The following is a 24,821-nucleotide window of genomic DNA, read 5'->3' on the forward strand; positions in this document are numbered from 1 at the left end:
GCCACCTCTCCGGAGGTGGCGGCGGTCCTTTCGGTTCTCCCCCCGTGCCCGCTCCACGCAGAAAGCGCCCCCTCCCCGACCCCGAAGGGTCAAGGAGGGGGCGCTCGCTACGAACAGCGCGCCTAGTTGTCGCCGTCCTCGTCGATCAGGAAGCCCCGCATCGGCGCCGGAGCCTGCTGCATCGGCTGCGGCGGCTGCGGCCGCACCGCCGCCATCGGCTGGGTCATCCCGGCCGGCTGCATCTGCGGCGCACCCGAGTTCCCGCCCGAGGCCTGCGCACCGAAGCCCGGTGCACCCGAGTTCCCGCCGAAGGAGCTCTGCCCGCCGAAGGAGGGCTGGTTCCCGCCGAACGACGGCTGGCTGCCGCCGAAGCTCGGCGACGGGCTGCTCATCGCGCCGGCGCCGGCCGGAGCCATCGACGACGCGGCCGGCGGCAGCGAGGCGGTGGCCGGGATCCGCGGCGGGGCGAGCGAGTCGTCCGCCTGCGACTCCAGCTGGCGCAGCTGGGTCTCCAGGTAGGACTTCAGGCGCGTCCGGTACTCACGCTCGAACGCCCGCAGGTCCTCGACCTTGCGCTCCAGCGTGGCGCGGGCGGACTCCAGCGAGCCCATCGCGACCCGGTGCTTCTCCTGGGCGTCCCGCTCCAGCGCGTCGGCCTTGGCGCGGGCGTCCCGCTCCAGACCCTCGGCGCGGCTGCGGGCCTCACCGACGATCTTGTTGGCCTCGGAGCGCGCCTCGGAGATCGCCTGGTCGGCGGTCTGCTGGGCGAGCGCCAGAACGCGGGCGGCACTGTCGCCGCCGGGGCCCTGCTGCTGCATCGGGGCGCCCATCGGGCCGCCCATCTGCTGCGGGCCGCCCATGGGGCCGCCCATCTGCTGCATCTGCTGCTGGCCCATGCCCTGGCCCATGGGGTTGCCCATGCCCTGCGGGCCGCCGGGGCCGCCCATCGGCTGCAGCATCTGACCGCCCATCGGCTGGACCAGCTGCTGCTGGCCGCCCATGGTCTGACCCATCTGCTGCTGCGGGCCGCCGGGGCCGCCCATCGGGCCGCCCTGACCGGCGGGGAGCTGCGGGGCGCCGGACGGCAGGCCGAGCGGCTGGTTGCCCATCTGCTGCTGCTGCGGGCCGGGGCCCATCTGCTGCTGCGGACCGCCCGGGCCCATCTGCTGCTGCTGCGGACCACCGGGGCCGCCCTGCTGGCCGGGGACCGGCGGGCCGGATATGGCGGCCGGCACCGGGGCGCCGGGGCGGGCGTCCTGCGGCGGCTCCTTGCGCATGTTGGCCTGGTTCTGCGCGGCGGCCCGGGTCGCGGCGGCCAGCTTGGCCCGCAGGTCCTCGTTCTCGCGGAGGAGACGGGTCAGCTCCGCCTCGACCTCGTCGAGGAAGGCATCGACCTCGTCCTCGTCATAGCCTTCGCGCAGGCGGACGGTCGTGAACTGCTTGTTCCGAACGTCCTCGGGGGTCAATGGCATCTCTTCACCTCAACGTGATCGTCGGCACACCGGCATCCTGTCGCATCGCTCACCTACGACTAGGGCCGCACAAGCGAGATCAGGACATACACAATGATCATCAGTACGAAGAAGGACAGGTCGAGCGCCACGCCCCCGAGACGCAGCGGCGGAATGAACCGCCGCAGAAGCTTGAGCGGCGGATCCGTGACAGTGTACGTGGCCTCCAGGACCAGAACCATGGCCTTGCCCGGTCGCCACGAACGCGCGAACTGGAAGACCCAGTCCATCACCAACCGCACGAGCAGGAACACCAGGAAGACGGTCAGTGCGTAGTAGAGCACTGCCCACACGATCTCCATCGCGCTTCCCTCTCCCCTGTTCTCGGCCCTGGGGGCCACTCTCCTGTCGCTAACTCACTGTCGATCAGATCCACACGTAAAGTCGTGGCCGGGTCAGCTCTGGTTGAAGAACCCACCCTCGGCGATCCGAGCCTTGTCCTCCGCCGTGACATCGACGTTAGCAGGCGACAGCAGGAACACCTTCTGCGTCACGCGCTCGATACTGCCGTGCAGACCGAAGACGAGTCCAGCGGCGAAGTCTACGAGCCGCTTCGCGTCGGTGTCGTCCATCTCCGTGAGATTCATGATCACGGGGGTACCGCCACGGAACTGTTCGCCGATGGTACGGGCCTCGTTGTAGGTCCTCGGGTGCAGCGTGGTGATGCGGTAGGGCTCTCGTTCGTTCACGACCTTGGGCATGATCACCGGGGCGCTCTTCTCCAGGTTGTGGCGGCGTTCGGGTGTGATGGACGACACTGGGGCCATCCTCGGGGTCTCCTGGCGGATCGGGACGGCGGCCGGCACCGGCTGCGGGGCGATCGAGGAGACCGGGGCGGGCACCGGCGCGGCCGGCCGCGGGATGTCCTCGGTGCGTCCGGTCCGGATCGGCTCGGGGTCCGCGTCGTAGTCGTCGTCGGGGTCGTACCCCTGACCGTCGTACGTCTCGTCCTCCACGAGGCCGAGGTAGACCGCCATCTTGCGCATCGCGCCGGCCATGCTCCTGTCTCCTCCGCTTGTGGTGGACCGGCTCCGTCCCGGCGGCCGGGCCGAGCGGCCCCGCCTGCGGATTTCCGCGGTCCGCCCACGACGCCCCGTCAGGCCGACGGCCGGTCAAAGTTCGTGGTTGAGGGCCGCGGAGCTGCGATCCACGGTTGGCTAGCGCTCAGATAAGCTGCTAGCTTCTGTCCTATTTTGTCCTGCAGTCTGATCTACTACCCGGTGACGTTACCCGAGGGGTGACCGCACTCCGAGTACCGCCGTTCCGACGCGCACATGTGTCGCTCCGGCGGCAATGGCCTGCTCAAGGTCACCGCTCATCCCTGCCGACACCATGGTGGCAGCCGGATGGGCGGTCCGTACGGCGGTTGCGATTTCCGCCAGCCGATCGAAGGCCGCGGCCGGGTCGCCGGCCAGCGGTCCTGCGAGCGGAGCGACCGTCATCACACCGTCCAGGCGCAGCCCGGGCGTGTCGGCGATCGCGTCGGCCAGCGCGGCGACGTCCGCGGGGGCGACCCCGGCGCGGTGCTCGCCCTCGCCGTGCTCCTTGTCCAGCGCGATCTGGACCAGGCAGCCGAGGTCGGCGCGCCCGGCGTTGCGCACCGCCGCGCCGAGCGACTCCACCAGCCGCGGCCGGTCCACCGAGTGGACGTGGTCGGCGTAGCGGACGACCGAGCGGACCTTGTTGGTCTGCAGCTGACCGACGAAGTGCCAGGTAAGCGGAAGGTTTCTGCACTGCTCCGCCTTGGGCGCGGCGTCCTGGTCGCGGTTCTCCGCGACGTCGGTGACGCCCAGTCCGGCCAGCAGCGCGGTGTCCTCGGCCGGGTAGGTCTTGGTGACCACGATCAGCCGGACCTCGTCGCGCGCCCGCCCGGCGGCGGCGCAGGCGTCGGCGATCCGGCGCTCGACGACCTCCAGGTTGGTGCCCAGTTCCTCGTAGCGGGCACGCTGACCGTCCGTCAGCGCGTCCAGCCAGTCCTTGTCCGGAAACCGGTCGGAGTCATTCGGGAACGGTCCGTAGATGTCGTTCGTCATCAGTCTTCAGAGCCCAACCAGACGTAGCTCGCGAGCCGGCCCGTGCGCTGCTCGCGGCGGTAGGAGTAGTGATCGGCGGATTCGAGGGTGCAGACCGGTGACCGCACCAGCCCGGTGACGCCCGCGGCGGCCAGCTGGGCCGCGACTCCCTCCGGCACGTCCAGCGCCGGGGTCCCCCAGGAGGTCTGCGCGTGGGCGGCGGGCACCCGGTCGGCGACCTCGGCGCGCAGCGGCGCGGGCACCTCGTAGCAGCGGCCGCAGACGGCGGGCCCGGTGGCGGCGGTGATCCGCCCGGGCTCGGCACCGAGCTCCACCATCGCCGCGACCACCGCCGGGACCACCCCGGCGGCGAGGCCGGGCCGTCCGGCGTGGGCGGCGCCGACCACGCCCGCGACCGGGTCGGCCAGCAGCACCGGCGTGCAGTCGGCGGTCAGCACCGCCAGCGCCAGCGGCCGGTCGGTGACCACCGCGTCCACGGTCGGGGCCTGCCCGGCCGGCTGCCGCTCGGTCACCACGGCCACGTCGGCGCCGTGCACCTGGTTCATCCAGACCACGTCGGCCGGGTCGAGGCCGAGCGCGCGGGCCGCGATCGCCCGGTTCTCCCGGACGGCCGCCGGGTCGTCCCCCACCGCGCCGCCGAGGTTCAGCTCCCCGTACGGCGAAGTGCTCACCCCGCCCCACCGGGTGGTGAAGGCGAAGTGAGCACCGTCGCGGACCGCGTGGTCGATCACTTAAGGAAATCCGGGACGTCGAGTTCCTCGGCCGGGCTCTCCACGAACGGCTGGCGGGCCGGCTGCACCTGCGGCGGCACCGGGGCGGCGGTCGCGGTGGCCGGGGCCTCGGCCGGGCGGACGGGGGCGGCGCCGTCACCCTCCGGACGGGAGGTCACCGAGCCGATGCCGCCGTACGAGGGGCGGCCGGCCGGGCGCTCGGGGGCGCTGCCGCCGGACGAGGTGGCCGACGGGGTGGCCGACGCGCTCGCCTTGACCACCGGGTCGCGGACGATGGCCGGCGGCTGCCCGCCGTCGAAGCCGGCCGCGATGACGGTGACCCGGACCTCGTCGCCGAGGGCGTCGTCGATGACGGCGCCGAAGATGATGTTGGCCTCGGGGTGGGCCGCCTCGCTGACCAGCTGGGCGGACTCGTTGATCTCGAACAGGCCGAGGTCGGAGCCGCCCGAGATGGAGAGCAGCACGCCGCGGGCGCCGTCGATCGAGGCCTCCAGCAGCGGCGAGGAGATCGCCATCACGGCGGCGGCCTTGGCGCGGTCCTCACCGCGGGCCGAGCCGATGCCCATGAGCGCCGAGCCGGCGTCCGACATGACGGACTTGACGTCGGCGAAGTCGAGGTTGATCAGACCGGGGGTGGTGATCAGGTCGGTGATGCCCTGGACACCGGAGAGCAGCACCTGGTCGGCCGAGCGGAACGCGTCCAGCACGCTGACCTGGCGGTCCGAGATGGACAGCAGCCGGTCGTTGGGGATCACGATGAGGGTGTCGACCTCTTCGCGCAGGGAGGCGATGCCGTCCTCGGCCTGGTTGGCGCGGCGCCGGCCCTCGAAGGTGAACGGGCGGGTGACCACGCCGATGGTGAGCGCGCCCAGCGAGCGGGCGATGTTGGCGACGACCGGCGCGCCGCCCGTGCCGGTGCCGCCGCCCTCACCGGCGGTGACGAAGACCATGTCGGCCCCCTTGAGGACCTCCTCGATCTCCTCACGGTGGTCCTCGGCGGCCTTCCGGCCGACCTCGGGGTTGGCGCCGGCGCCGAGGCCCCGGGTGAGTTCACGGCCCACATCGAGCTTGACGTCGGCGTCGCTCATGAGGAGGGCCTGCGCATCGGTGTTGATCGCGATGAACTCGACGCCCTTGAGACCGACCTCGATCATCCGGTTGATGGCGTTGACACCACCGCCGCCGATGCCGACGACCTTGATGACTGCGAGGTAGTTCTGCGGTGCTGCCACGTCGAAGGCCTCTCGCCTCGAATTTCCGGGTCGGTTCGGTGCCCGCTGGGGGACGAACCGACGGATGTCGATGGGTAGGGAGCCTGGTTTCTGACTTAATGTCCGAAATGCCGACCGCCGACCCCAACCCTAAACTTGACCTTTAGGGTTAGTGCTGTGCCTCTGTCACATCACCAGTGAACACAGTCTGGTGACACAGGACACTAGGTGGCTCCGGCCACGTGTTTCAACGAACACGCCGAGCTTCCCTTTTTCTTTTGAGCCTATGTGATCATCGACCGGCGAATGAAACCGGGGTGACCACCAAGGGTCGGCCCGACGCGAAACCGCGTCAAGCCCGCCCTGCCTGAAGAAACCTACCGGATCATCCGGACACCGCAGGCGAGTCAGGGGCACTCACATCGAAGTTCGTACCCTTCTGATTCAGCAGCGCCACCAGCACCCGGGCTTTTCGATCGGTCTGCTCGGGACTCCCCCAGCGCACCGTCGAACCCCCGCTGAGCTGCAGCCGGACGTCGTCGTACGAATACACGAGGACGGACCCGGCCCGCTGCCGGACGTCCTCCGGCAGGCCGGCGGCCACCGCCACCGCGCCCTGCACCAGCTGCCCGCGGTCGATCACCGACTCGACGTCCAGGGCCTGCTGGCTCAGCTTCAGCTCCACCACCGGCACGCCCTCCAGGGGGCCCGCCTCGGTGGCGAAGCTCACGCCGCCCGCGTCGACCTGGGTGAACTGCCCGTCCTCGCCCTTGACCACGGCGACCGCCGTGCGCTGGGTGACCTTCACCCGCAGGGTGTTCGGCCAGCCCCGCCAGACCTCCGCCCTCGCCACCCGGGGTATCGCCTCGACCCGGCGGCGGGCCTCGTCGAGGTCCACCCGGGCCAGCGGGCCGGAACCGACCCCGCCGATCGCCGAGCGGACCTCGTCGGCCGTCAGCCGGTCGTCCCGCATCCCCTGCACCGAGACCGAGCGCACTTCGAGCACCGAGGAGAAGAACACCAGCCAGGAGAGGACGCCGAGGAGCACCGCGGACAGGGCGCCCAGCACCACCACCCCCCGCCGGGAGAGCCGGAGCCGAGGAGCGTACTCCTCGGCCTCGAACTCCTCGTCGAGGGGATCGGCGAGCCGGGCGTCAGCCACGACGGCGGCCGCCCCGGGCGGCCTCGATGGCCTCGTAGACCATGCCGACCAGCAGGTCGTCGGCGTCCCGGCGGCCGAACTCGGCGGCGGCCCGGCTCATGTCCCACAGCCGCTGGGGGTCGGTGAGCACCGGCAGCACGTTCTGCAGCACCCAGTCCGGGCTCAGCTCGGCGTCGTCGACCAGCAGCCCGCCGCCGGCCTTGACCATCGGCTGGGCGTTCAGCCGCTGCTCGCCGTTGCCGATCGGCAGCGGCACGAACGCGGCGGGCAGGCCGACCGCGGCCAGCTCGGCCACCGTCATGGCGCCGGCCCGGCAGAGCATCATGTCGGCCGCCGCGTAGGCGAGGTCCATCCGGTCCAGGTACGGCACCGGGCGGTACGGCGGCATCCCGGGGATCTCGTCGACCTGCGGCAGCTCGTTCTTCGGGCCGACCGCGTGCAGGATCTGCACCCCGTACTGCTGGAGCCGGGGGGCGATCGCGGCGATCGTCTCGTTCAGCCGGCGGGCGCCCTGCGAGCCGCCGGAGACCAGCAGGGTGGGCAGCCGCTGGTCGAGGCCGAAGTAGTGCCGGGCCTCCGGGCGGGCCGCGCTGCGGTCCAGGGTCGCGATGGTCCGGCGCAGCGGGATGCCGATGTACCGGGAGTCGCGCAGCTTGCTGTCCGGCGTGGAGACGGCGACGAAGTCGCTGTACCGGGCGCCGATCTTGTTGGCCAGGCCGGGCCGGGCGTTGGCCTCGTGCACCACGATCGGCACGCCGGCCCGCTTGGCGGCCAGGTAGGCGGGCATCGCGACGTAGCCGCCGAAGCCGACCACGGCGTCCGCCTTGACCCGCTCGATGATCTCCTGGGCGGCCCGGACGGTGCCGCGCAGCCGGCCCGGGACGGTGATCAGCTCGGGGGTGGGCTTGCGGGGCAGCGGGACGGCCGGGATCAGCTCCAGTTGGTAGCCGCGCTCGGGGACCAGCCGGGTCTCCAGGCCGCGCTCGGTGCCGAGGGCGGTGATCCCGATGGACGGGTCATGCCTGCGGAGGGCGTCCGCGAGGGCCATGGCCGGCTCGATGTGACCGGCGGTCCCCCCGCCGGCGAGTACGACATGCACCGAAATTCACCGCTCCCTGCGTGCCGGCCTGCCGGCCGGGCGCGCTGTGGTTCGTCGTCGTGGCAGCACCCGGGCCAGCTGCTTCCTGATCCGGGAGTTCTTGCTCCGGGCGGCCAGGGCCGCCTTCGCGCCCGAGCTGCTGCGTGCCAGGCAGAGCAGCACCCCGATCGCGGACATGGCCGACAGCATGGCGGAACCGCCGTAGGAGAACAGCGGGAGCGGGACGCCCGCGATGGGCAGCAGTCCCAGCGCCGACCCCAGGTTGATCACGGCCTGCGCCATGATCCAGGTGGTGGCGGCTCCCGCGGCGTACCTGACGAAGGGATCCTTCGTGCCGATGGCCACACGGATACCCGCGTAGCCTAGTGCCGCGAAGAGACCGATCACCGACAGCGTCCCCACCAGGCCCAGTTCCTCGCCGGTGGTGGCGAAGATGAAGTCGGTGTGCGCCTCCGGGAGCTGGCCCCACTTCTCCACGCCGGCGCCGAGTCCGGAGCCGAACAGGCCGCCGAGGCCGAACGAGTAGACGCCGTGCAGGGCCTGGAAGCAGGCGCCGGCCGGGTCGAGCTCGGTCACGCCGATGCAGGAGAGCCGCTCGGCGCGGTGCGGGACGGTGACCACCAGCGCGGTGCAGACCACGACGGCCACGCCGAGGGTGGCGACGAACAGCCGCAACGGCGCGCCGACCATCCAGAGCAGGCCGAAGAGCATCGCCACCAGGATCATCGAGGTGCCCATGTCGCCGCCGAGCATGATCAGCGCGAGCAGCAGCAGGGCGCCCGGGACCAGCGGGACCAGCAGGTGCTTCCACTGGTCGAGGGTGCCGGTCTTCTGCTTGCGGGCGAGCAGGTCGGCGCCCCAGAGCACCAGGGCGAGCTTGGCGAACTCCGACGGCTGGAACTGGAACACGCCGAAATCCAGCCAGTTCCGGTTGCCGTTGACCTCCATGCCGATGCCCGGGATCGCGACCAGCACCATGGCGCCGATCACCGCCAGCATCACCGGGTAGACGATCACCCGCAGCACGGCCACCGGCACCAGGGCGAAGCCGAGCAGCAGCGCGAGGCCGAGCACCACCGCGAGCAGCTGCTTGTAGAAGTAGAACTGGGTGGAGCGGTGCTGGCCCAGTGCGAGGATCTGCGAGGCCGAGAAGACCATCATCAGCCCGAGCACGACCAGCAGCAGCGCGGTGCCGGCGATCAGCAGGTAGGGCGTGAGCGGCCGGTCCAGGGCGTACCGCACGCGGGCCCGGAAGGCCTGCAGACGGGCCACCGGACCGGCCGACTTGTAGGCGGTGGTGGTGGCCGAGATCACCCGCAAGGACCCGGCCGGGCGCCCCTTCTCCGGCGCGCTCGAACCGCCCACCCTGCCGCTCCCGGCCACGCTCCGCTCCCCTTTTCGTGCCTCAGGGCCGGAGCCCGTCCATGTCCCCTACTGGTCCGCCAGCTCCCGGACGGCCGCGGCGAAGAGGTCGCCGCGCTCGCCGTAGTTGGTGAACATGTCCATCGAGGCGCAGGCCGGGGCCAGCAGCACCGTGTCACCCGTTCGGGCGAGTGACACAGCCGCGCGGACCGCCTCGGTCATCGCCACCGCGCCAGTCTGGCCCTCGGCCGCCTCGATCACCGGGACATCCGGGGCGTGTCGCGCCAGCGCCTCGCGGATCAGCGCGCGGTCCTCGCCGATCAGCACGGCACCGCGCAGCCGCTCGGCCGCGCCCTGGACCAGGTCGTCGAAGGTCGCGCCCTTGGCCAGGCCGCCGGCGATCCAGACGATCGGCCGGTACGCCGCGAGCGAGGCCGCGGCGGCGTGGGTGTTGGTCGCCTTGGAGTCGTCGACGTACGTGACGCCGCCGACCACCGCGACCTCGGCGATCCGGTGCGCGTCCGGCCGGAAGGCCCGCAGGCCCTCCCGGACGGCCTTCGGCTCCACGCCGTAGGCGCGGGCCAGCGCGGCGGCCGCGAGGGCGTTGGCGATGTTGTGGGGCGCCGGCGGGTTGACGTCCTCGACCGCACCCAGCTCGGCCGCGTTCTTGGCCCGGTCGGGCACGAAGGCGCGGTCCACCAGCAGGCCGTCGACCACGCCGAAGTTCGACGGGCCGGGCGCGCCGAGGCCGAAGCCGACCGCCCGGCAGCCCTCCTCGACGTCCGCCTCGCGGACCAGCGCCTCGGTGGCCGGGTCGGCCAGGTTGTACACGCAGGCGACGACGTTGCCCTCGTAGATCCGGCCCTTGTCGGCGGCGTACGCCTCCATCGAGCCGTGCCAGTCGAGGTGGTCGGGCGCCAGGTTGAGCACGGCCGCCGAGTACGGGCGCAGCGAGGGCGCCCAGTGCAGCTGGTAGCTGGAGAGCTCGACGGCCAGCACGTCGTAGGGCTCCTCGGCGAGCACCGCGTCCAGTACCGAGACCCCGACATTGCCGACGGCGGCGGTGCGCCGGCCGGCGGCGGTCAGGATCGAGGCGAGCATCTGGACGGTGGTGGTCTTGCCGTTGGTGCCGGTAACGGCCAGCCAGGGGGCCGGCTCGCCGGTGGCGGGCAGCGGCCGGCGCAGCCGCCAGGCCAGCTCGACGTCGCCCCAGACCTCGACGCCGGCCTCGGCGGCGGCGGCGAACAGCGGGCTGCTCGGCGGCCAGCCGGGCGAGGTGACGACCAGCCGGGTGCCCCCGGGCAGGGTGGCGCCGTCGCCGAGGCGGACGGTGACGCCCAGCGCCTCCAGCTCGGCGGCGCGGGCCCTGAGGCCCTCGCCGGAGCCGCCGTCCACGACGGTGACGCGCGCGCCGAGGCCGTGCAGGACGCGGGCGGCGCTGATGCCGGAGACGCCGAGCCCGGCGACGGCGACCGGGAGTCCGGCCCAGTCCGGGCCGGTCGGTTCGGGGGCGGTCATCCGGTCACCCATCCCGCGTAGAAGAGGCCGAGGCCGACGGCCACGCACAGGCCCTGGATGATCCAGAACCGGACCACGACCAGGACCTCGCTCCAGCCCTTGAGTTCGAAGTGGTGCTGCAGCGGCGCCATCTTGAAGACGCGCTTGCCGGTCATCCGGAACGAGCCGACCTGGATGATCACCGAGAGGGTGATGATCACGAAGAGGCCGCCCAGCAGGACGAGCAGGATCTCGGTGCGCGAGCAGATCGCCAGACCGGCCAGCGCGCCGCCGAGGGCCAGCGAGCCGGTGTCGCCCATGAAGATCTTGGCGGGCGAGGTGTTCCACCAGAGGAAGCCGAAGCAGGAGCCCATCAGGGCCGCCGCGACCACCGCGAGGTCCAGCGGGTCGCGGACGTCGTAGCAGTTGGAGGTGGCCGAGGCCACGTAGGCGCAGCTCTGGCCGTACTCCCAGACGCCGATGAAGGTGTAGGCGCCGAAGGCCATCACCGAGGCGCCGGTGGCCAGGCCGTCCAGACCGTCCGTCAGGTTGACGCCGTTGGAGGCGGCGGCGATCAGGAAGTAGGCGAAGATGACGAACAGCACCGGGCCGATCGCCCACTCGAAGTCCCGGACGAAGGACAGGTGCTCGGAGGCCGGGCGGCGGCCGGCGTTGTCGGGGAACTGCAGGGCCAGCACGGCGAAGGCGAGGCCGACGATGGACTGGCCGGCCAGCTTGGCCTTGGCCCGCAGGCCCAGCGAGCGGCGCTTGACGACCTTGATGTAGTCGTCGAGGAAGCCGACCAGGCCCAGACCGGTGGTCAGGAACAGCACCAGCAGGCCGGAGGCGGTCGGGCTCTCGCCCGTTATCGCCTTGGTCGCGAAGTAGGCCACCAGGGTCGCCAGGATGAAGGCGATGCCGCCCATGGTGGGCGTGCCCTTCTTGCTGTGGTGCGCCTTGGGGCCGTCGTCGCGGATGTACTGGCCGTAGCCCTGCCGGGCGAGCAGCTTGATCAGCGCGGGGGTGCCGACCAGCGACAGGATCAGGCCGATCATGCCGGAGAAGAGGATCTGCTTCATTACTCGGCCGCACCGTCCGCGAGGAGGGCCTCGGCCACCTTCTCCAGCCCCACCGAACGGGAGGCCTTCACCAGCACCACATCCCCCGGCCGCAGCTGACTGCGCAGCAGTTCGACCGCCGCGTCCGCGTCGGACACCAGCACCGACTCCTCACCCCACGAACCTTCGTTCCTAGCGCCCAGTTCCATGCAGGCCGCCTCGCGTCCGCCGACCGCCACCAGCTTGGTGACGTCCAGCCGGACGGCGAGCCGCCCGATGGCGTCGTGCTCGGCCAGGCTGTCCTCGCCGAGCTCCCGCATCTCGCCGAGCACCGCCCAGGTGCGGCGGCGCTCCGGGCCGCGCCCCCCCATCGAGATCAGCGCCCGCAGCGCGGCCCGCATCGAGTCGGGGTTCGCGTTGTAGGCGTCGTTGACGACGGTGACACCATCGGCCCGGTCGACGACCTCCATGCGCCAGCGGGACAGCGCACCCGCCTGGCTCAGCGCTTCGGCGGTGTCGTCGACGGTCATCCCGAGCTCCATCGCCACCGCGGCGGCGGCGAGGGCGTTCGAGACGTGGTGCTCACCGTACAGGCGCAGCTGCACGGGTGCGGAACCGGCCGGGGTGCTCAGCGTGAAGGATGGCCGTCCGGTGGAGTCCAGGCGAACGTCCAGTGCCCGGACCTCGGCCTCCGCGGACTCGCCGAAGAACACCACCCGGGCCCTGGTCCGCGCGGCCATCGCGCGCACCAGCCGGTCGTCGGCGTTGAGGATCGCCGCGCCGTCGGCGGGCAGCGCCTCGACGAGTTCGCCCTTGGCCTCGGCGATCGCCTCCTGGGAGCCGAACTCGCCGACGTGCGCGGTGCCGACGTTGAGCACCAGGCCGATCCGGGGCGGGGTGATCGAGGTGAGGTACTCGATGTCGCCCTTGTGCCGGGCGCCCATCTCCAGCACCAGGTGCCGGGTGGCGTCCTCGACCCGCAGGGCGGTCATCGGGTGGCCGATCTCGTTGTTGAGCGAGCCGGGCGGGTAGACGGTGTCGCCCAGGCGCTCCAGCAGCTGCGCGACGAGGTCCTTGGTGCTGGTCTTGCCGGCCGAGCCGGTCAGCGCGACCACGGCGGCGTCGGAACGGCCCACGACGGTGCGGGCGAGCTTGCCGAGGGCGTCCACCACGCTGTCGACCAGCACGGCGGGCACGCCGACCGGGCGGGAGGCCAGCACCGCGACGGCGCCGGCCCCGACCGCGGTGGCCGCGTAGTCGTGGCCGTCCACGTGCTCACCGACGAAGGCCGCGAACAGACCGCCGGGGCGGACCTTGCGGGAGTCGACCTCGACCGGGGCGGTCACCAGGGCGTCGGGGTCGGCGCCGGCCAGGGTTCCGCCGACTGCGGCGGCCACCTCGGCGAGGGTCAGTGCGATCACGGCTGCTCTACTCCTCCGGTGCCCCGGGCGGCCGTGGTCCGCGCGATGGATTCGCGCAGCACCTCCCGGTCGTCGAAGGGGCGGATCTCGTCTCGTACGTACTGGCCGAGCTCATGGCCCTTGCCGGCCACCAGCACGGTGTCGCCGGCCTGGGCGCGGGCGACCGCCAGTTCGATCGCCCCGGCGCGGTCGGGCACGACCAGGACGGCGCCGCGCTCGGCCTCGGGCACCGCGGCGGCGCCGTTCAGCATGGTGGCGAGGATCGCCAGCGGGTCCTCGCTGCGCGGGTTGTCACTGGTCAGCACGGCGGTGTCGGCGAGCCGGGCGGCGATGCCGCCCATCGGGGCGCGCTTGTGCGGGTCGCGGTCGCCGCCGCAGCCGACCACCACGTGCAGCCGGCCCTTGGTGACCTCGCGCAGCGAGCCGAGGACGGCCTCCAGGGCGTCCGGCTTGTGGGCGTAGTCGACCACCGCGACGTACGGCTGTCCGGCGTCCACCCGCTCCAGCCGGCCGGGCACGCCGGGGACGGCGGCGACGCCGGCCACGGCCCGGTCCAGCGGGAGCCCGGCGGTGGCGAGCACGACGATCGCGGCGAGTGCGTTGGCGACGTTGAACGGGCCGGGCAGCGGGACGCAGGCGTCCGCCTCGGCGCTGTCGGGGCCGAGCACCCGGAAGGTCGAGCCGACCGGGCCGAGCTGGACGTCCACCGCGCGCCAGTCCGCCTCCGGGGCGCCGGTGGCGGAGAAGGTGGCGACCGGGATCTTCGCCTCGGCGGCGAGCCGGCGGCCGTAGGCGTCGTCCAGGTTGACCACGCCGGCCCGGGACTTCCCGGGCTGGAAGAGCCGGGCCTTCGCCTGGAAGTAGTCCTCCATGTCCGGGTGGAAGTCGAGGTGCTCGGGGGTGAGGTTGTTGAACAGCGCGACGTCGTAGGCCACGCCGTCGGTGCGGCCGTAGACCAGGGCGTGGCTGGAGACCTCCATGGTCACCGCGTCCGCGCCGCGCTCGCCCATCACGGCGAGGATCGCGTGCAGGTCGGTGGCCTCGGGGGTGGTCCGCTCGCTCTTGATCCGCTCGTCGCCGACCCGCATCTCGACGGTGCCGATCACACCGGGGTGGCGGCCTGCGCCGCGCAGGCCCCCTTCGACCAGGTAGGAGGTGGTGGTCTTGCCGTTGGTGCCGGTGAGCCCGATCATCAGCAGCCGCTCGGACGGCCGGTCGTAGACGGCGGCCGCGAGGTCGCCCATCCGGGCCCGGGGCCGGTCGACCACCAGCAGCGGCAGGCCGGTGCCGGCCGCCAGTTCGGCGCCGGCCGGGTCGGTGAGCACCGCGACGGCGCCGGCCGCGGCGGCCTGCCCGGCGAAGGCCGCGCCGTGGTGGTTGGCGCCCGGGAACGCCACGTACAGGTCGCCGGGGCGGACCTCGCGGGCGTTGTGGGTGACTCCGGTGACCTCGGGTCCCTCGACGGGGTCGATGCCCAGCAGGCGGGCGACCTCGGCGAGCGGCCGGGAGCCGGTCCGGGCGGGGCGGGGCGGGCTCACGGTGATTTGATCGGGTTTCGGCACGGCGGAGAGGCTATCCGCCGAAGGGCGTCCAGGGCCAAACCGGGCCTTTTCCGCACCGGCGGCCGCACCCGCCAGGTCGTTGCTCATGGTCGATCACGGCTTCCACTCGACGGGCAGGTTGGGCGCCTCGCTGCCGCTCGGCGGGACCTGGAGGGTCTTGAGGGTGAACTCCATCACCTGCTTGAACACCGGGCCGCACAGCTGGCCGCCGAAGTGGCCGTTGACCGGGTCCTGGATCACGCAGGAGACGGTGACCCGGGGCTGGTCGGCCGGGGCGTAGCCGATGAAGGACGCGGTGTAGCCGCGGTAGCCGCCGGCGACCGGGTCCACACGGTTGGCGGTGCCGGTCTTGCCCGCGACCCGGTAGCCCGGGATCGCGGCCTTGCCGCCGGTGCCCTGCTCGTCGGAGACGACCGACTCCAGCATCTCGCCGAGGGTCTTGGCGGTCTGCTCGCTGACCACCCGGGACTGCTCGGGGGCCGGGGCCGGGGTGTACTTGCCGTCCGGCGCGGTGGTGCCCTGGACGACGCTGGGCGCCACCCGCACCCCGCCGTTGGCGATGGTCGAGAACACCGAGGTCGCCTGCAGCGCGTTGACCGACAGGCCCTGGCCGAACGGGATGGTGTACTGCTTGGACGCCTTCCAGTCCTCCGGCTTGTCCAGCAGGCCGGCGGTCTCGCCGGGGAAGCCGAGGCCGGTCTGCCGGCCGATGCCGAACCTGCGCAGGTAGTCGTGGAGCACCTGGTTGGCCTCGGGCTGGGTGGCGCCGAGGGTCTGGGCGGCCTCGATGGTGCCGATGTTGGAGGACTTGGCGAGCACGCCGGCCAGGGTGAGGTACCAGGTGTCGTGCTCGACGTCGTCCTTGAACGCCACGTCGCCGCGGACCAGCGGGTACGGCACGGTGACCTTGGTGTCCCAGGTGGCCTTTCCGGTGTCCAGGACGGCCGCCATGGTCATCAGCTTCGCGGTGGAGCCCGGCTCGAAGGCGTCCTGCAGGGCCGGGTTGCCGAGCTGCGAGTTCTTGGCCGTGCTCAGGTCGTTCGGGTTGAAGCCGGGCGAGGTGGCCATCGCGAGCACCTGGCCGTTCCGCACGTCCTGGACGATCACGTAGCCCTTCTCCGCCCCGGCGTTGGAGACCTGGTCGGTGATGGCGCGCTGGGCGGCCCACTGGATGTCCCGGTTGACGGACAGCCGCAGGTCGGTGCCGGGCACGGCGGGCTCCAGCGAGCCGCCCGCGGTGGGCACCAGCCGGCCGCCGGCCTGGGCGTAGCTGCTGTGGCCGTCCTTGCCCGCCAGCAGCTTCTGGTACTGCTGCTCCAGCCCGCCGGCGCCCTCGCCCTCGGCGTTGACGAAGCCGACCAGGTTGGCGGCCAGCCCGTCGGACGGGTAGACCCGCTTCTGGGTGTCCCGGTTGAAGACGCCGGCCAGCGGGTTGACGCACTCGTTGTCCAGCCGGGTGCGCCCGCCCTCCTCGGCGGGCTTGTTCAGCAGCCGCTTCTGGGCCTGGCAGGCCCGCGAGCCGGCCTGCTTCTCCAGGCCGGACTTGAGGTCGCTGATCTGGTTCTTGACGTCCGGGGTCTGCTGGGCGGCCAGCCGCTTGTAGCGGGTCTTGGGGGTGTGCAGATCGGCGGCGATCTTCTCCTGGGGCAGGCCCAGGATCGGCGCCAGCAGCGCCGCGGCCTGCTCGGGGGCGTCCGGCAGACCGGTCGCCTCGGGGGTGAACATCGCCGGGTCGGCGGTGATGTCGTAGGCGTCGACGGTGGCGGCCAGGGCGACGCCGTCGGAGGACGTTATCGAGCCGCGCTCGGCGGTGATCGGGATGTTCAGGTAGCGGTTGGTGTTGGCGTCGGCGGCCAGCGCGTCGGAGTCCAGCAGCTGGAGCTGGACCAGCCGTCCGGCGAAGATCGAGAACACCACCGAGAGCACGATGGTGATCACCCGCAGCCGACGGCGCGGGTCGGCCAGCCGGATCCCCCGGGAGGCCGGCCGGCGGGTCGGCGGGCGGCGCTGCGGGCGCGGCCGGGGGGCCGGGAGGCGGCCGTCGGGGCGGCGCTGCTGCGGGGCGCGGGGCCGGTCGGACTGCTCCCTCGGGGCCTGGCCGCGAGCGCCCTGGCCCTTGGCGGGCGCCGGCTTGGCGGGCTGTGCCTTGGAGCCCTGCGGCCGGGGGCTCTGCGGCTTGGGACTCTGCGCCCGGGGGCTCTGCTGCTTGGGGCTCTGCGCCTTGGGGCTGGGGGCGCGGCCGGCGGACTGCCCGCGCGGGGCGGCCGGACGGGGCGCGGCGCCCTTGACCGGTCGGCGCCCGTCGGCGCCGCCTCCGGAGGGCTGGCGGGGGGTGCTCATCGGCCGGCACCCCCGCCCGCGTGCGGCGACGGCTGCGCCGGGCCCGGGTTGACCTGGACGGTGACGTCGCCGCCCGGCGCCGGGCCGGTCGGCGAGGCGGCGGCGGTGGGCGGCGGCGGGGCGGCCGGGGTGCCGGTACCCGCGGGGGTGCCGGTGCCCGCGGCCGGCGCGCCCGGGGCGGGCTGTGCGGCCGGCTGGCCGCTCGGCTGGGTGCCCGGCGCGGGCTGCTTCCCGGGCCACGGTTCCGCGGTGGACCGTTTCACCGGCGGGCTGTCCTGGGCCGCCTTGGGCGTGCCGACCACCGCGCCGCCGTTCGGCAGGTCGAGGAAGGCCATCCCGCCGGCCGGCACCATGCCCAGCTCGGCGGCCCGGCGGGCCAGCGCGTCCGGTGCGGAGTTCTGGTCGATCTGGTGCTGCAACCCCTGCTGCTCGTCGGTCAGCACGGTGGTCTGCCGCTGGAGCCGGGACAGCTCGAAGGAGCCCTCGTTGAGCGCGGTGTTCAGCGCCAGCAGCCCGAGCAGTCCGGCCCCGAGCAGCAGCACCACCAGCACCGCGAAGGGTGTCCGCCCCCGCACCGGCCGGCCCGGGCGCACGGTGATCCGCGCCCTGCCGCTCTGCCCGGGGAGCAATCGGCTCCCCGCCCCGCCTCCGGCCACCGGCCCCACTGTCTTTCCTCCGCCCTTCGGACCGCCCCGGTGCCGGTCAGCCCCGGGTGCTTCGGTCCCTGATCCTCTCCGCCACCCGCAGCCGCACGGGCGCGGCGCGCCGGTTCTCCTCGATCTCCTCCTCCGTGGCCAGCTCGGCACCGCGAGTGATCAGCTTCAGCCAGGGCTGGTGCTCCTCGGGGATGAACGGCAGCCCCGGCGGGGCGGTGGTGGTGGCCCCGGCCGCGAAGTACTGCTTGACCAGGCGGTCCTCCAGCGACTGGTACGACATCACGACGATCCGACCGCCGAGCGCCAGCACGTCCAGCGCCCCGGGGATCGCCCGGTCCAGGACCTCCAGCTCACCGTTGACCTCGATCCGCAGCGCCTGGAAGGTCCGCTTGGCCGGGTTCCCGCCGGTGCGGCGGGTGGCGGCCGGGATGGCACCCCGCACCAGATCGACCAGACGCGCGCTGGTGGTGAACGGTTCCTTCTCGCGCTCGCGGACGATGACCGAGGCGATCTTGCCGGCGAACCGCTCCTCGCCGTACAGCTTGAGGATCCTGGCCAGCTCGCCGTGGCTGTAGGTGTTCAGCACCTCGGCCGCGCTGATGCCCCGGGTCTGGTCCATCCGCATGTCCAGCGGCGCGTCCTGGGCGTAGGCGAAGCCGCGGTCGGCCTCGTCCAACTGCATCGAGGAGACGCCGAGGTCGAACAGGACGCCGTCGACCGCGGGGACGTCCAGGCGCTCCAGCACCTCGGGGATCTCGTCGTAGACGGCGTGCACCAGGGTGGCCCGGTCACCGAAACGGGCCAGCCGCTCGCCGGAGAGCCGCAGCGCCGCCGGGTCGCGGTCCACCGCGATCAGCCGGACGTCCGGGAACTGGGTGAGCAGCGCCTCGCTGTGGCCGCCGAGTCCGAGGGTGGCGTCCACCACCACCGCGCCGGGCCGGGAGATCGCCGGGGCCAGCGCGTCCATGCACCGCTGCAGCATCACCGGGACGTGCTTGGGTGCCGGCTCATTGGTGGTCATGCGCTGTGGCGCCCTTCCTCGGTGCGAAAGCCGCCCGACGTCCGGGGAGCTCCGACCATTCTGACCCACAGGACCGCGGAGCCGTCGCACGGGCCGGGCCGCGCGGCCCGTGGTCCCCGCCCGCTCATGGGGAAGGTCGTGACCGCCCGGCGCCGGGGAAGGTGCGCCAGGTGGCACGGAGAGCGGGTGGAGGCCACGGGCCGCGTCGGTCACCGCACGGCCGGAAAGGCCCGGTTGACGGGCCCCGGCGGGTGTGCTCCACTGCGCCGCAACTCTATCGCGCACGCCCCGTCAGTCAATGGCCCGCTCCGGCGCACCACCCGGCCGGCGGTACGGATCACCGCAGGTCGCGACGGTGCTCGTGGCACATGCCAGGGGCCCGGCGCACCACCCGGTCGGCCGACTGCGCCCTGTCCGGGTGTTGTGGATATGCCTTCGGTCACAGGCGCACGCTCTGTAGCAATCAGCCCCACCACGAACGCGGAAATCGCACTAACGTCTTCACCATGACAGTGACCCCCGACCGGCCCACGCCGACCGCCGCTGCCGACTCCGCCGCACCGGCCATCATCGACCGCTTCGTGGCGGCCAACCGCGAGTACACGACGACCTTCCGCGACGGCGGAATGGACGCCCGCCCGGTGCAGAAGGTCGCCGTGGTGGCCTGTATGGACGCCCGCCTCGACCTGTTCGCCGCGCTCGGCCTCGAACTCGGCGACGCCCACCTCATCCGCAACGCGGGCGGGGTCGTCACCGACGACATCATCCGCTCCCTCACCATCAGCCAGCGCGCCATGGGCACCCGCTCGATCGCGTTGATCCACCACACCGGCTGCGGCCTGCTCGGCCTCACCGAGGACTTCCGGCGCGAGCTGGAGGCGGAGGTCGGCCAGCGTCCGCAGTGGGCGGTCGAGGCCTTCGTCGACCTGGACGGCGACGTCCGCCAGTCGATGCAGCGGGTCCGCACCTCCCCCTTCCTGCTGCACACCGACGACGTACGCGGCTTCGTGTTCGACGTCCACACCGGCCTGCTGCGCGAGATCCACTGATCCTCCACCCGCCCGACCGGCCCGGCCAGCGCCGTCCGGGCCCCGCCGGGCGTTCCCGGGCCCCTTCCGACCTGCGCGGCCCTTCCAAGTGGTGACTTCTGGCCTCCCCAGGGGGGAGAATGCGCCTGCCGGTCTGACCTCGAACCACCTGGGGCGGCCAGCCGCAGGCCGTCCCCCGGCACCCGGCTCCCGCACGCGGAACCGCACCCGGAGGGGCCGCGTCCAGCATGGGGTGGGGCCGGGCTCGGACGGAGCCGGTCGTGGTGTGCCAGGGAGCGAACGGGTGACGAGCTACAGCGATCAGGCCGGTCTCGACGGTCGTGCGGGGGGCGGCCGGGAGGCGACGGGCTACGCCCCGGTCGGCCTGCCGGAACTCGCCGCCGTCGTCGACCGGATCCGGGCCAACATCGAGAGCGTGATCGAGGGCAAGCCCGAGGCCGTCCGGATCGCCCTGACCGTGCTGCTCGCCGAGGGCCACCTGCTGCTGGAGGACGTGCCCGGCGTCGGCAAGACCATGCTGGCCAAGGCGCTCGCCCGGTCCGTCGACTGCACCGTGCGGCGCATCCAGTTCACCCCCGACCTGCTGCCCTCGGACGTCACCGGCACCAACATCTTCGACCAGCAGCAGCGCGACTTCGAGTTCCGCCCCGGCGCGATCTTCGCCCAGATCGTGGTCGGCGACGAGATCAACCGGGCCTCGCCCAAGACCCAGTCCGCGCTGCTGGAGTCGATGGAGGAGCGCCAGGTCACCATCGACGGCACCAGCTACGAGCTGCCCTCGCCGTTCATGGTGGTCGCCACCCAGAACCCGGTCGAGATGGAGGGCACCTACCCCCTCCCGGAGGCCCAGCGGGACCGCTTCATGGCCCGGATCTCGATGGGCTACCCCAGCCCCGAGGCCGAGTTCGCGATGCTCGACGTGCACGCCGGCGCCAGCCCGCTGGACGACCTCCAGCCGGTCGCGCACGCCGCCGACATCCTCAAGCTGATCGACCTGGTCCGCACCGTGCACGTCGCCGACCCGGTCCGCCGCTACGCCGTCGACCTGGTCGCCGCCACCCGCAACAGCCACGAACTGCGGCTCGGCGCCTCGCCGCGCGCCACCCTGCACCTGGTCCGCGCCGCCCGCGCCGCCGCCGCCCTGGACGGCCGTGACTACGTCACCCCGGACGACGTCCAGCGCCTCGCCGTCCCGGTGCTCGCCCACCGTCTGATGCCCACCGCCGAGACCCAGCTCAGCCGCCGCACCTCCGAGCAGATCGTCGCCGACCTGGTCGCCCGCCTGCCGCTGCCGCGTCCGCAGCAGGGCGGCACGGCCGTCCGGAGGGGCTGAGGGTGGCCCCGTCCGACGAACCGTCGGGCCTGCGCGCCGGCCTGCGCGGTCTCACCACCCGGGGCCGCTCCTTCCTCGCCGCCGGGCTGACCGCCGTGGTCTGCGCGTACCTGCTCGGCCAGGACGCGCTGCTGCGCGTCGGCGTGCTGCTCGCGATCCTGCCGCTGGCCGCCGCGCTCACGCTGGCCAACACCCGCTACCGGGTGGCCAGCGGACGCCGGCTCACCCCGCACCGGGCGGTGGCCGGCCAGGAGGCCCGGGTGCACCTGCGGGTGGACAACGTCTCGCGGGTCCCCACCGGCGTGCTGCTGCTGGAGGACAAGGTCCCCTACGTCCTCGGGCCGCGCCCGCGGTTCGTCCTGGACCGGGTCGAGCCGCGCGGCCACCGCGAGGTCTCCTACCGGGTCCGTTCCGACCTGCGCGGCCGCTACCCGCTCGGCCCGCTCCAGCTGCGGCTCTCCGACCCGTTCGGGATGTGCGAGCTGAACCGCTCCTTCTCCGCCTCCGACGTGCTCACCGTCGTCCCGCAGGTGCTGGCGCTGCCGTACGTGCGGCTCAGCGGCGAGTGGGCCGGGCAGGGCGAGAGCCGCACCCGCTCCCTCGCGCTGGCCGGCGACGACGACGTCATCCTGCGCGAGTACCGGGCCGGCGACGACCTGCGCCGGGTGCACTGGAAGTCCACCGCCCGCTACGGCGAGCTGATGGTCCGGCGCGAGGAGCAGCCCCGCAAGGCCCGCGCCACCGTCCTGCTGGACACCCGCGAGACCGGCCACCGGGGCAGCGGCCCGGCCTCCTCCTTCGAGTGGGCCGTCGCCTGCGCCGCCTCCGTCGCCGCACACCTGCTGGAGCGCGGCTACCAGACCCGCCTGCTCACCGACACCGGCCACGCGGTACCCGGGATCGAGGGGGACGGCGGCCACAGCGCCGCCGACACCTCCGGCGTCATCCTGGACGCGCTCGCGGTCGTCGACCTCTCCGACGGCGCCGGGCTCTCCCGCGCCGAGGAGCCCCTGCGGGCCGGCGGCGAGGGACTGCTGGTGGCCGTCCTCGGCGAACTCGACGAGGAGCAGACCGCCCGGCTCGCCCGGCTGCGCAGCCGCACCGGCGGCGCCGTCGTCTTCCTGCTCGACACCGGCACCTGGGCCGGCCTGCGGATGCTCGCCCCCGACACCGGCGGCGAGGAGTTCCGCGACCGGGCGCGCCGGCTGCGCGAGGCCGGCTGGACGGTGCTCACCGTCCGCGCCGGCGACTCCGTCCCCGAGCTGTGGCGGGCCGCCGACCGGGCCGAGTCGCCCGCCCCCTACCGAGAAGAGGCCGGCGCGTGACCACCCGGGCCAAACTGACCGTCTACGCGGCGCTGGCCACCGCCCTGGCCGCGCTCTGCCTGACCCCGCTGCTGACCTCCAAGGGCTGGATCGTCCACGCCTTCCTGGTGGTGGCGGTCGTCGCGGCGGTCGGCGCCGGGCTGCGGCGCACGCCGTTCTACCGGTGGACCGTCCCGGTCGGCCAGCTCGCCGCGCTCTTCCTCGTGCTGCTGCTCGGCTTCGCCTCCTCCTCTGCGGTCTTCGGCGGCGTCGTGCCCGGCCCCGAGTCCGTCCGCACCCTCGGCCGGGTCCTCGGCCAGGGGTTCACCGACGTCCGCGACTACGCCATCCCCGCCCCGCCCAACCCCGGCCTGCGGCTGATCCTGGTCGGCTCGGTCGGACTGATCGCCGTCGCGGTGGACACCGTCGCCGTCACCTACCGCCGCTCCGCCCTGGCCGGGCTGCCGCTGCTCGCGCTCTACTCGGTCGGCAACGGCCTGGCCGGCGACCAGGGCAGCTGGCTCTGGTTCGCCACCGCCGCCGCCGGCTACCTGGTGCTGCTCTTCGCCGAGGGCCAGGACCGGGTCTCCCGCTGGGGCCGGATCTTCCGCGGCTCCGAACGCGGTGAGGGCGGCGGCCTCGGCTCGCTCGGCCAGAACGGCCGCCAGGTCGGCGTGGTCGCCCTGGTGCTCGCCCTGCTGGTGCCGGCCTTCCTGCCGCGCTGGGGCTCCGGCCTGCTGCACACCGGATCCGGTACGGCCGCCGGCCGGGGCGGCGGCGCGGGCGCCAGCAGCCTCGACCCGCTGGTCGCCCTGACCGGGACGCTGCCCAACCCCCGCCGCGTCGAGCTCTTCACCTACTGGACGGAGAACCCGTCCGCCGACTCCACCTATCTGCGCACCGGCGCGCTGGACTCCTTCGACGGCAGGACCTGGAAGCGCGGCTCGACGAACACGGTGCCGTTCACCGGCACGATGCCCGCCCCCGAGGGCCTGGACTCGACCGACGTGCCCGAGGCCAAGACCGAGGTCGTGATCGGCAACCGGCTGGAGGAGGCCTGGCTGCCGCTCCCCTACCCGGCCCGGACCGTCAACCTGCGCGACAACGGCGCCTGGCAGCTCGCCCCGGACACCGCCAGCCTGATCCCCGCCAAGGACAAGGCCATCAAGGGGCTCAAGTACACGGCCACCGGACTCACGGTCCAGCCCACCGCCGGCGAACTGCGCAGCGCGCCCGAGCCGCCCGACCGGATCGCCCGGCAGTACCTCGACGTGCCGTCCGACCTGCCCAAGGTGGTCAAGCAGACGGCGCTCGACATCACCAAGAACGCGTCGACCCCGTACGACAAGATGAACGCGTTGCGCGACTGGTTCACCGGCCCCGACTTCACCTACGACGCCACCACCAGGACCGACAGCGGCGGCGACGCGATGGCCGACTTCCTGGCCCGCCGCCGCGGCTTCTGCGTCCACTTCGCCTCCACCATGGCGGTGATGGCCCGCTACCTGGACGTCCCCTCCCGGGTCGCGCTGGGCTTCACCCCCGGCAACAACAAGGGCAGCAACCTCTACTCGGTGACCGACGAGATGTACCACGCCTGGCCCGAGCTGTACTTCGAGGGCTACGGCTGGCTGCGCTTCGAGCCCACCCCGAACCGCGGCGTCCAGCCCGACTACTCGGACCCGGTCTCCGCCCCGGCCACCCAGCCGACCACCGCGCCGGCCCCGAGGACGGAGACCAGCGCCCCGGTCCAGGCACCGTCCGCCAACCCCGACTGCGACGCGAAGCTGCGCCGCACCGGCGACTGCGGCGACGAGCGCGACACCGCGGCCGCGACCGACGAGGGCATCGGCCTGCCCTCCGGGAAGACCCTGGGCGCCCTGGGCGTCGCCCTGCTCCTGGCGGCGCTGCTGCTCACCCCGATGGTCTGGCGCGCCCTGCTGCGCCGGCGCCGGCTGGGCACGGGCGGACGGCGCCGCCCCGGCGGGCCGGGACCGGCGGGCGGGCTCACCGACGCCCAGGTGCTGGCCGCCTGGGACGAGCTGATCGACTCCGCCTGGGACCTCGGCATCCCGCCGGACGAGTCGCGCACCCCGCGCGCCGCCGCCCGCCGGATCGTCGAGACCGGCGAGCTGGACGAGGCCTCGGCGGCCGCCGCCGGCCGGGTGGCGCTGGCCACCGAACGGGTGCTCTACGCCCGCTCCGCGCAGGTCGGCGAACCGCTGGCGGCGGACGTCCGGACCGCCCGGGACGGCCTGCGCGCCCGGGTCGGGCGGCGGGGCCGGATCAGGGCGGTGCTGCTGCCGGCGTCCTCCGCCCAGCTGCGGTGGCGGATCTCGGAGGCGCTGCTGACCGCCCGGCTGCGGACCGGCGCCGGGGTGGCGCGGGTGGTCGGAGCGGTCACCGGACCGGTCCGGCGCCCCCTGCCCCGGCGGCGCCGCCGCGGCGGGGGCGGCGCGGAGTCCTGACAG

20 protein-coding genes are annotated in these 24,821 nt (G+C 73.4%); 4 read left to right on the plus strand and 16 right to left on the minus strand.

Features of this window, described 5'->3' with window-relative positions; translation table 11 throughout:
- Nucleotides 1-122 precede the first annotated feature (122 nt).
- The 16 genes from ACFU74_RS23610 to rsmH form a co-directional block, all read right to left on the minus strand.
- A complete protein-coding gene (locus ACFU74_RS23610; protein ID WP_380759907.1) occupies nt 123-1,472 on the minus strand; it encodes a DivIVA domain-containing protein in 1,350 nt (449 codons plus the stop codon).
- Between the two features lie 59 nt (nt 1,473-1,531).
- Entirely contained in the window at nt 1,532-1,813 is a 282-nt protein-coding gene (locus tag ACFU74_RS23615) for a YggT family protein (protein WP_030301231.1), read from the minus strand.
- Nucleotides 1,814-1,906: 93 nt separating this feature from the next.
- A complete protein-coding gene (locus ACFU74_RS23620; RefSeq protein ID WP_380284732.1) occupies nt 1,907-2,509 on the minus strand; it encodes a cell division protein SepF in 603 nt (200 codons plus the stop codon).
- 228 nt (nt 2,510-2,737) lie between these two features.
- Nucleotides 2,738-3,544, minus strand: a complete 807-nt coding sequence (locus ACFU74_RS23625; RefSeq protein ID WP_380759909.1) for a YggS family pyridoxal phosphate-dependent enzyme — start codon at nt 3,542-3,544, stop codon at nt 2,738-2,740.
- The gene (pgeF, locus tag ACFU74_RS23630) at nt 3,544-4,275 is read right to left on the minus strand and encodes a peptidoglycan editing factor PgeF (protein WP_380759911.1); all 732 of its coding nucleotides are present in this window, start codon (nt 4,273-4,275) and stop codon (nt 3,544-3,546) included. Before pgeF ends, ACFU74_RS23625 begins: the two co-directional genes overlap by 1 nt.
- Nucleotides 4,272-5,507: a cell division protein FtsZ gene (ftsZ, locus tag ACFU74_RS23635; RefSeq protein WP_380759914.1), complete on the minus strand. Its 1,236-nt coding sequence runs from the start codon at nt 5,505-5,507 to the stop codon at nt 4,272-4,274. The genes pgeF and ftsZ overlap by 4 nt, the downstream gene beginning before the upstream one ends.
- A gap of 364 nt (nt 5,508-5,871) precedes the next feature.
- Nucleotides 5,872-6,648 carry a cell division protein FtsQ/DivIB gene (locus tag ACFU74_RS23640; RefSeq protein ID WP_380759916.1) on the minus strand — a complete coding sequence of 259 codons (777 nt, stop codon included), beginning with the start codon at nt 6,646-6,648 and terminating at the stop codon, nt 5,872-5,874.
- Entirely contained in the window at nt 6,641-7,747 is a 1,107-nt protein-coding gene (murG, locus tag ACFU74_RS23645; protein WP_380759919.1) for an undecaprenyldiphospho-muramoylpentapeptide beta-N-acetylglucosaminyltransferase, read from the minus strand. Before murG ends, ACFU74_RS23640 begins: the two co-directional genes overlap by 8 nt.
- 6 nt (nt 7,748-7,753) lie before the next feature.
- On the minus strand, nt 7,754-9,130 hold the full coding sequence (ftsW, locus tag ACFU74_RS23650; protein ID WP_380759921.1) for a putative lipid II flippase FtsW: 1,377 nt from the start codon (nt 9,128-9,130) through the stop codon (nt 7,754-7,756).
- Between the two features lie 48 nt (nt 9,131-9,178).
- Nucleotides 9,179-10,627, minus strand: coding sequence for a UDP-N-acetylmuramoyl-L-alanine--D-glutamate ligase (murD, locus tag ACFU74_RS23655; RefSeq protein WP_380759923.1), 1,449 nt, complete (start codon nt 10,625-10,627; stop codon nt 9,179-9,181).
- A complete protein-coding gene (mraY, locus tag ACFU74_RS23660; protein WP_380759925.1) occupies nt 10,624-11,685 on the minus strand; it encodes a phospho-N-acetylmuramoyl-pentapeptide-transferase in 1,062 nt (353 codons plus the stop codon). The genes murD and mraY overlap by 4 nt, the downstream gene beginning before the upstream one ends.
- Complete coding sequence (murF, locus tag ACFU74_RS23665; protein WP_380759926.1) at nt 11,685-13,085, minus strand: UDP-N-acetylmuramoyl-tripeptide--D-alanyl-D-alanine ligase; 1,401 nt, start codon at nt 13,083-13,085, stop codon at nt 11,685-11,687. The genes mraY and murF overlap by 1 nt, the downstream gene beginning before the upstream one ends.
- Nucleotides 13,082-14,734: a UDP-N-acetylmuramoyl-L-alanyl-D-glutamate--2,6-diaminopimelate ligase gene (locus ACFU74_RS23670; protein ID WP_380759928.1), complete on the minus strand. Its 1,653-nt coding sequence runs from the start codon at nt 14,732-14,734 to the stop codon at nt 13,082-13,084. Before ACFU74_RS23670 ends, murF begins: the two co-directional genes overlap by 4 nt.
- 6 nt (nt 14,735-14,740) lie before the next feature.
- Nucleotides 14,741-16,987, minus strand: coding sequence for a penicillin-binding transpeptidase domain-containing protein (locus tag ACFU74_RS23675; protein WP_380759930.1), 2,247 nt, complete (start codon nt 16,985-16,987; stop codon nt 14,741-14,743).
- Nucleotides 16,984-17,616 (minus strand): cell division protein FtsL, encoded by a 633-nt coding sequence (locus ACFU74_RS23680; protein ID WP_380759933.1) that lies wholly within the window; start codon nt 17,614-17,616, stop codon nt 16,984-16,986. Before ACFU74_RS23680 ends, ACFU74_RS23675 begins: the two co-directional genes overlap by 4 nt.
- A gap of 73 nt (nt 17,617-17,689) precedes the next feature.
- The gene (rsmH, locus tag ACFU74_RS23685; protein ID WP_380759935.1) at nt 17,690-18,664 is read right to left on the minus strand and encodes a 16S rRNA (cytosine(1402)-N(4))-methyltransferase RsmH; all 975 of its coding nucleotides are present in this window, start codon (nt 18,662-18,664) and stop codon (nt 17,690-17,692) included.
- Between the two features lie 506 nt (nt 18,665-19,170).
- Between rsmH and ACFU74_RS23690 the strand changes: the two genes are divergently transcribed.
- From ACFU74_RS23690 to ACFU74_RS23705, 4 genes are all read left to right on the plus strand, one after another.
- Nucleotides 19,171-19,713: a beta-class carbonic anhydrase gene (locus ACFU74_RS23690; protein WP_380759937.1), complete on the plus strand. Its 543-nt coding sequence runs from the start codon at nt 19,171-19,173 to the stop codon at nt 19,711-19,713.
- Between the two features lie 364 nt (nt 19,714-20,077).
- Nucleotides 20,078-21,046, plus strand: coding sequence for an AAA family ATPase (locus tag ACFU74_RS23695; RefSeq protein ID WP_380759943.1), 969 nt, complete (start codon nt 20,078-20,080; stop codon nt 21,044-21,046).
- A gap of 2 nt (nt 21,047-21,048) precedes the next feature.
- Nucleotides 21,049-22,371 (plus strand): DUF58 domain-containing protein, encoded by a 1,323-nt coding sequence (locus ACFU74_RS23700; RefSeq protein WP_380759939.1) that lies wholly within the window; start codon nt 21,049-21,051, stop codon nt 22,369-22,371.
- A complete protein-coding gene (locus tag ACFU74_RS23705) occupies nt 22,368-24,818 on the plus strand; it encodes a DUF3488 and transglutaminase-like domain-containing protein (protein ID WP_380759941.1) in 2,451 nt (816 codons plus the stop codon). Before ACFU74_RS23700 ends, ACFU74_RS23705 begins: the two co-directional genes overlap by 4 nt.
- Nucleotides 24,819-24,821 lie beyond the last annotated feature (3 nt).

This window comes from Kitasatospora sp. NPDC057500 (assembly GCF_042802195.1).
In the GTDB taxonomy this organism is placed as follows: Bacteria; Actinomycetota; Actinomycetes; order Streptomycetales; family Streptomycetaceae; genus Kitasatospora.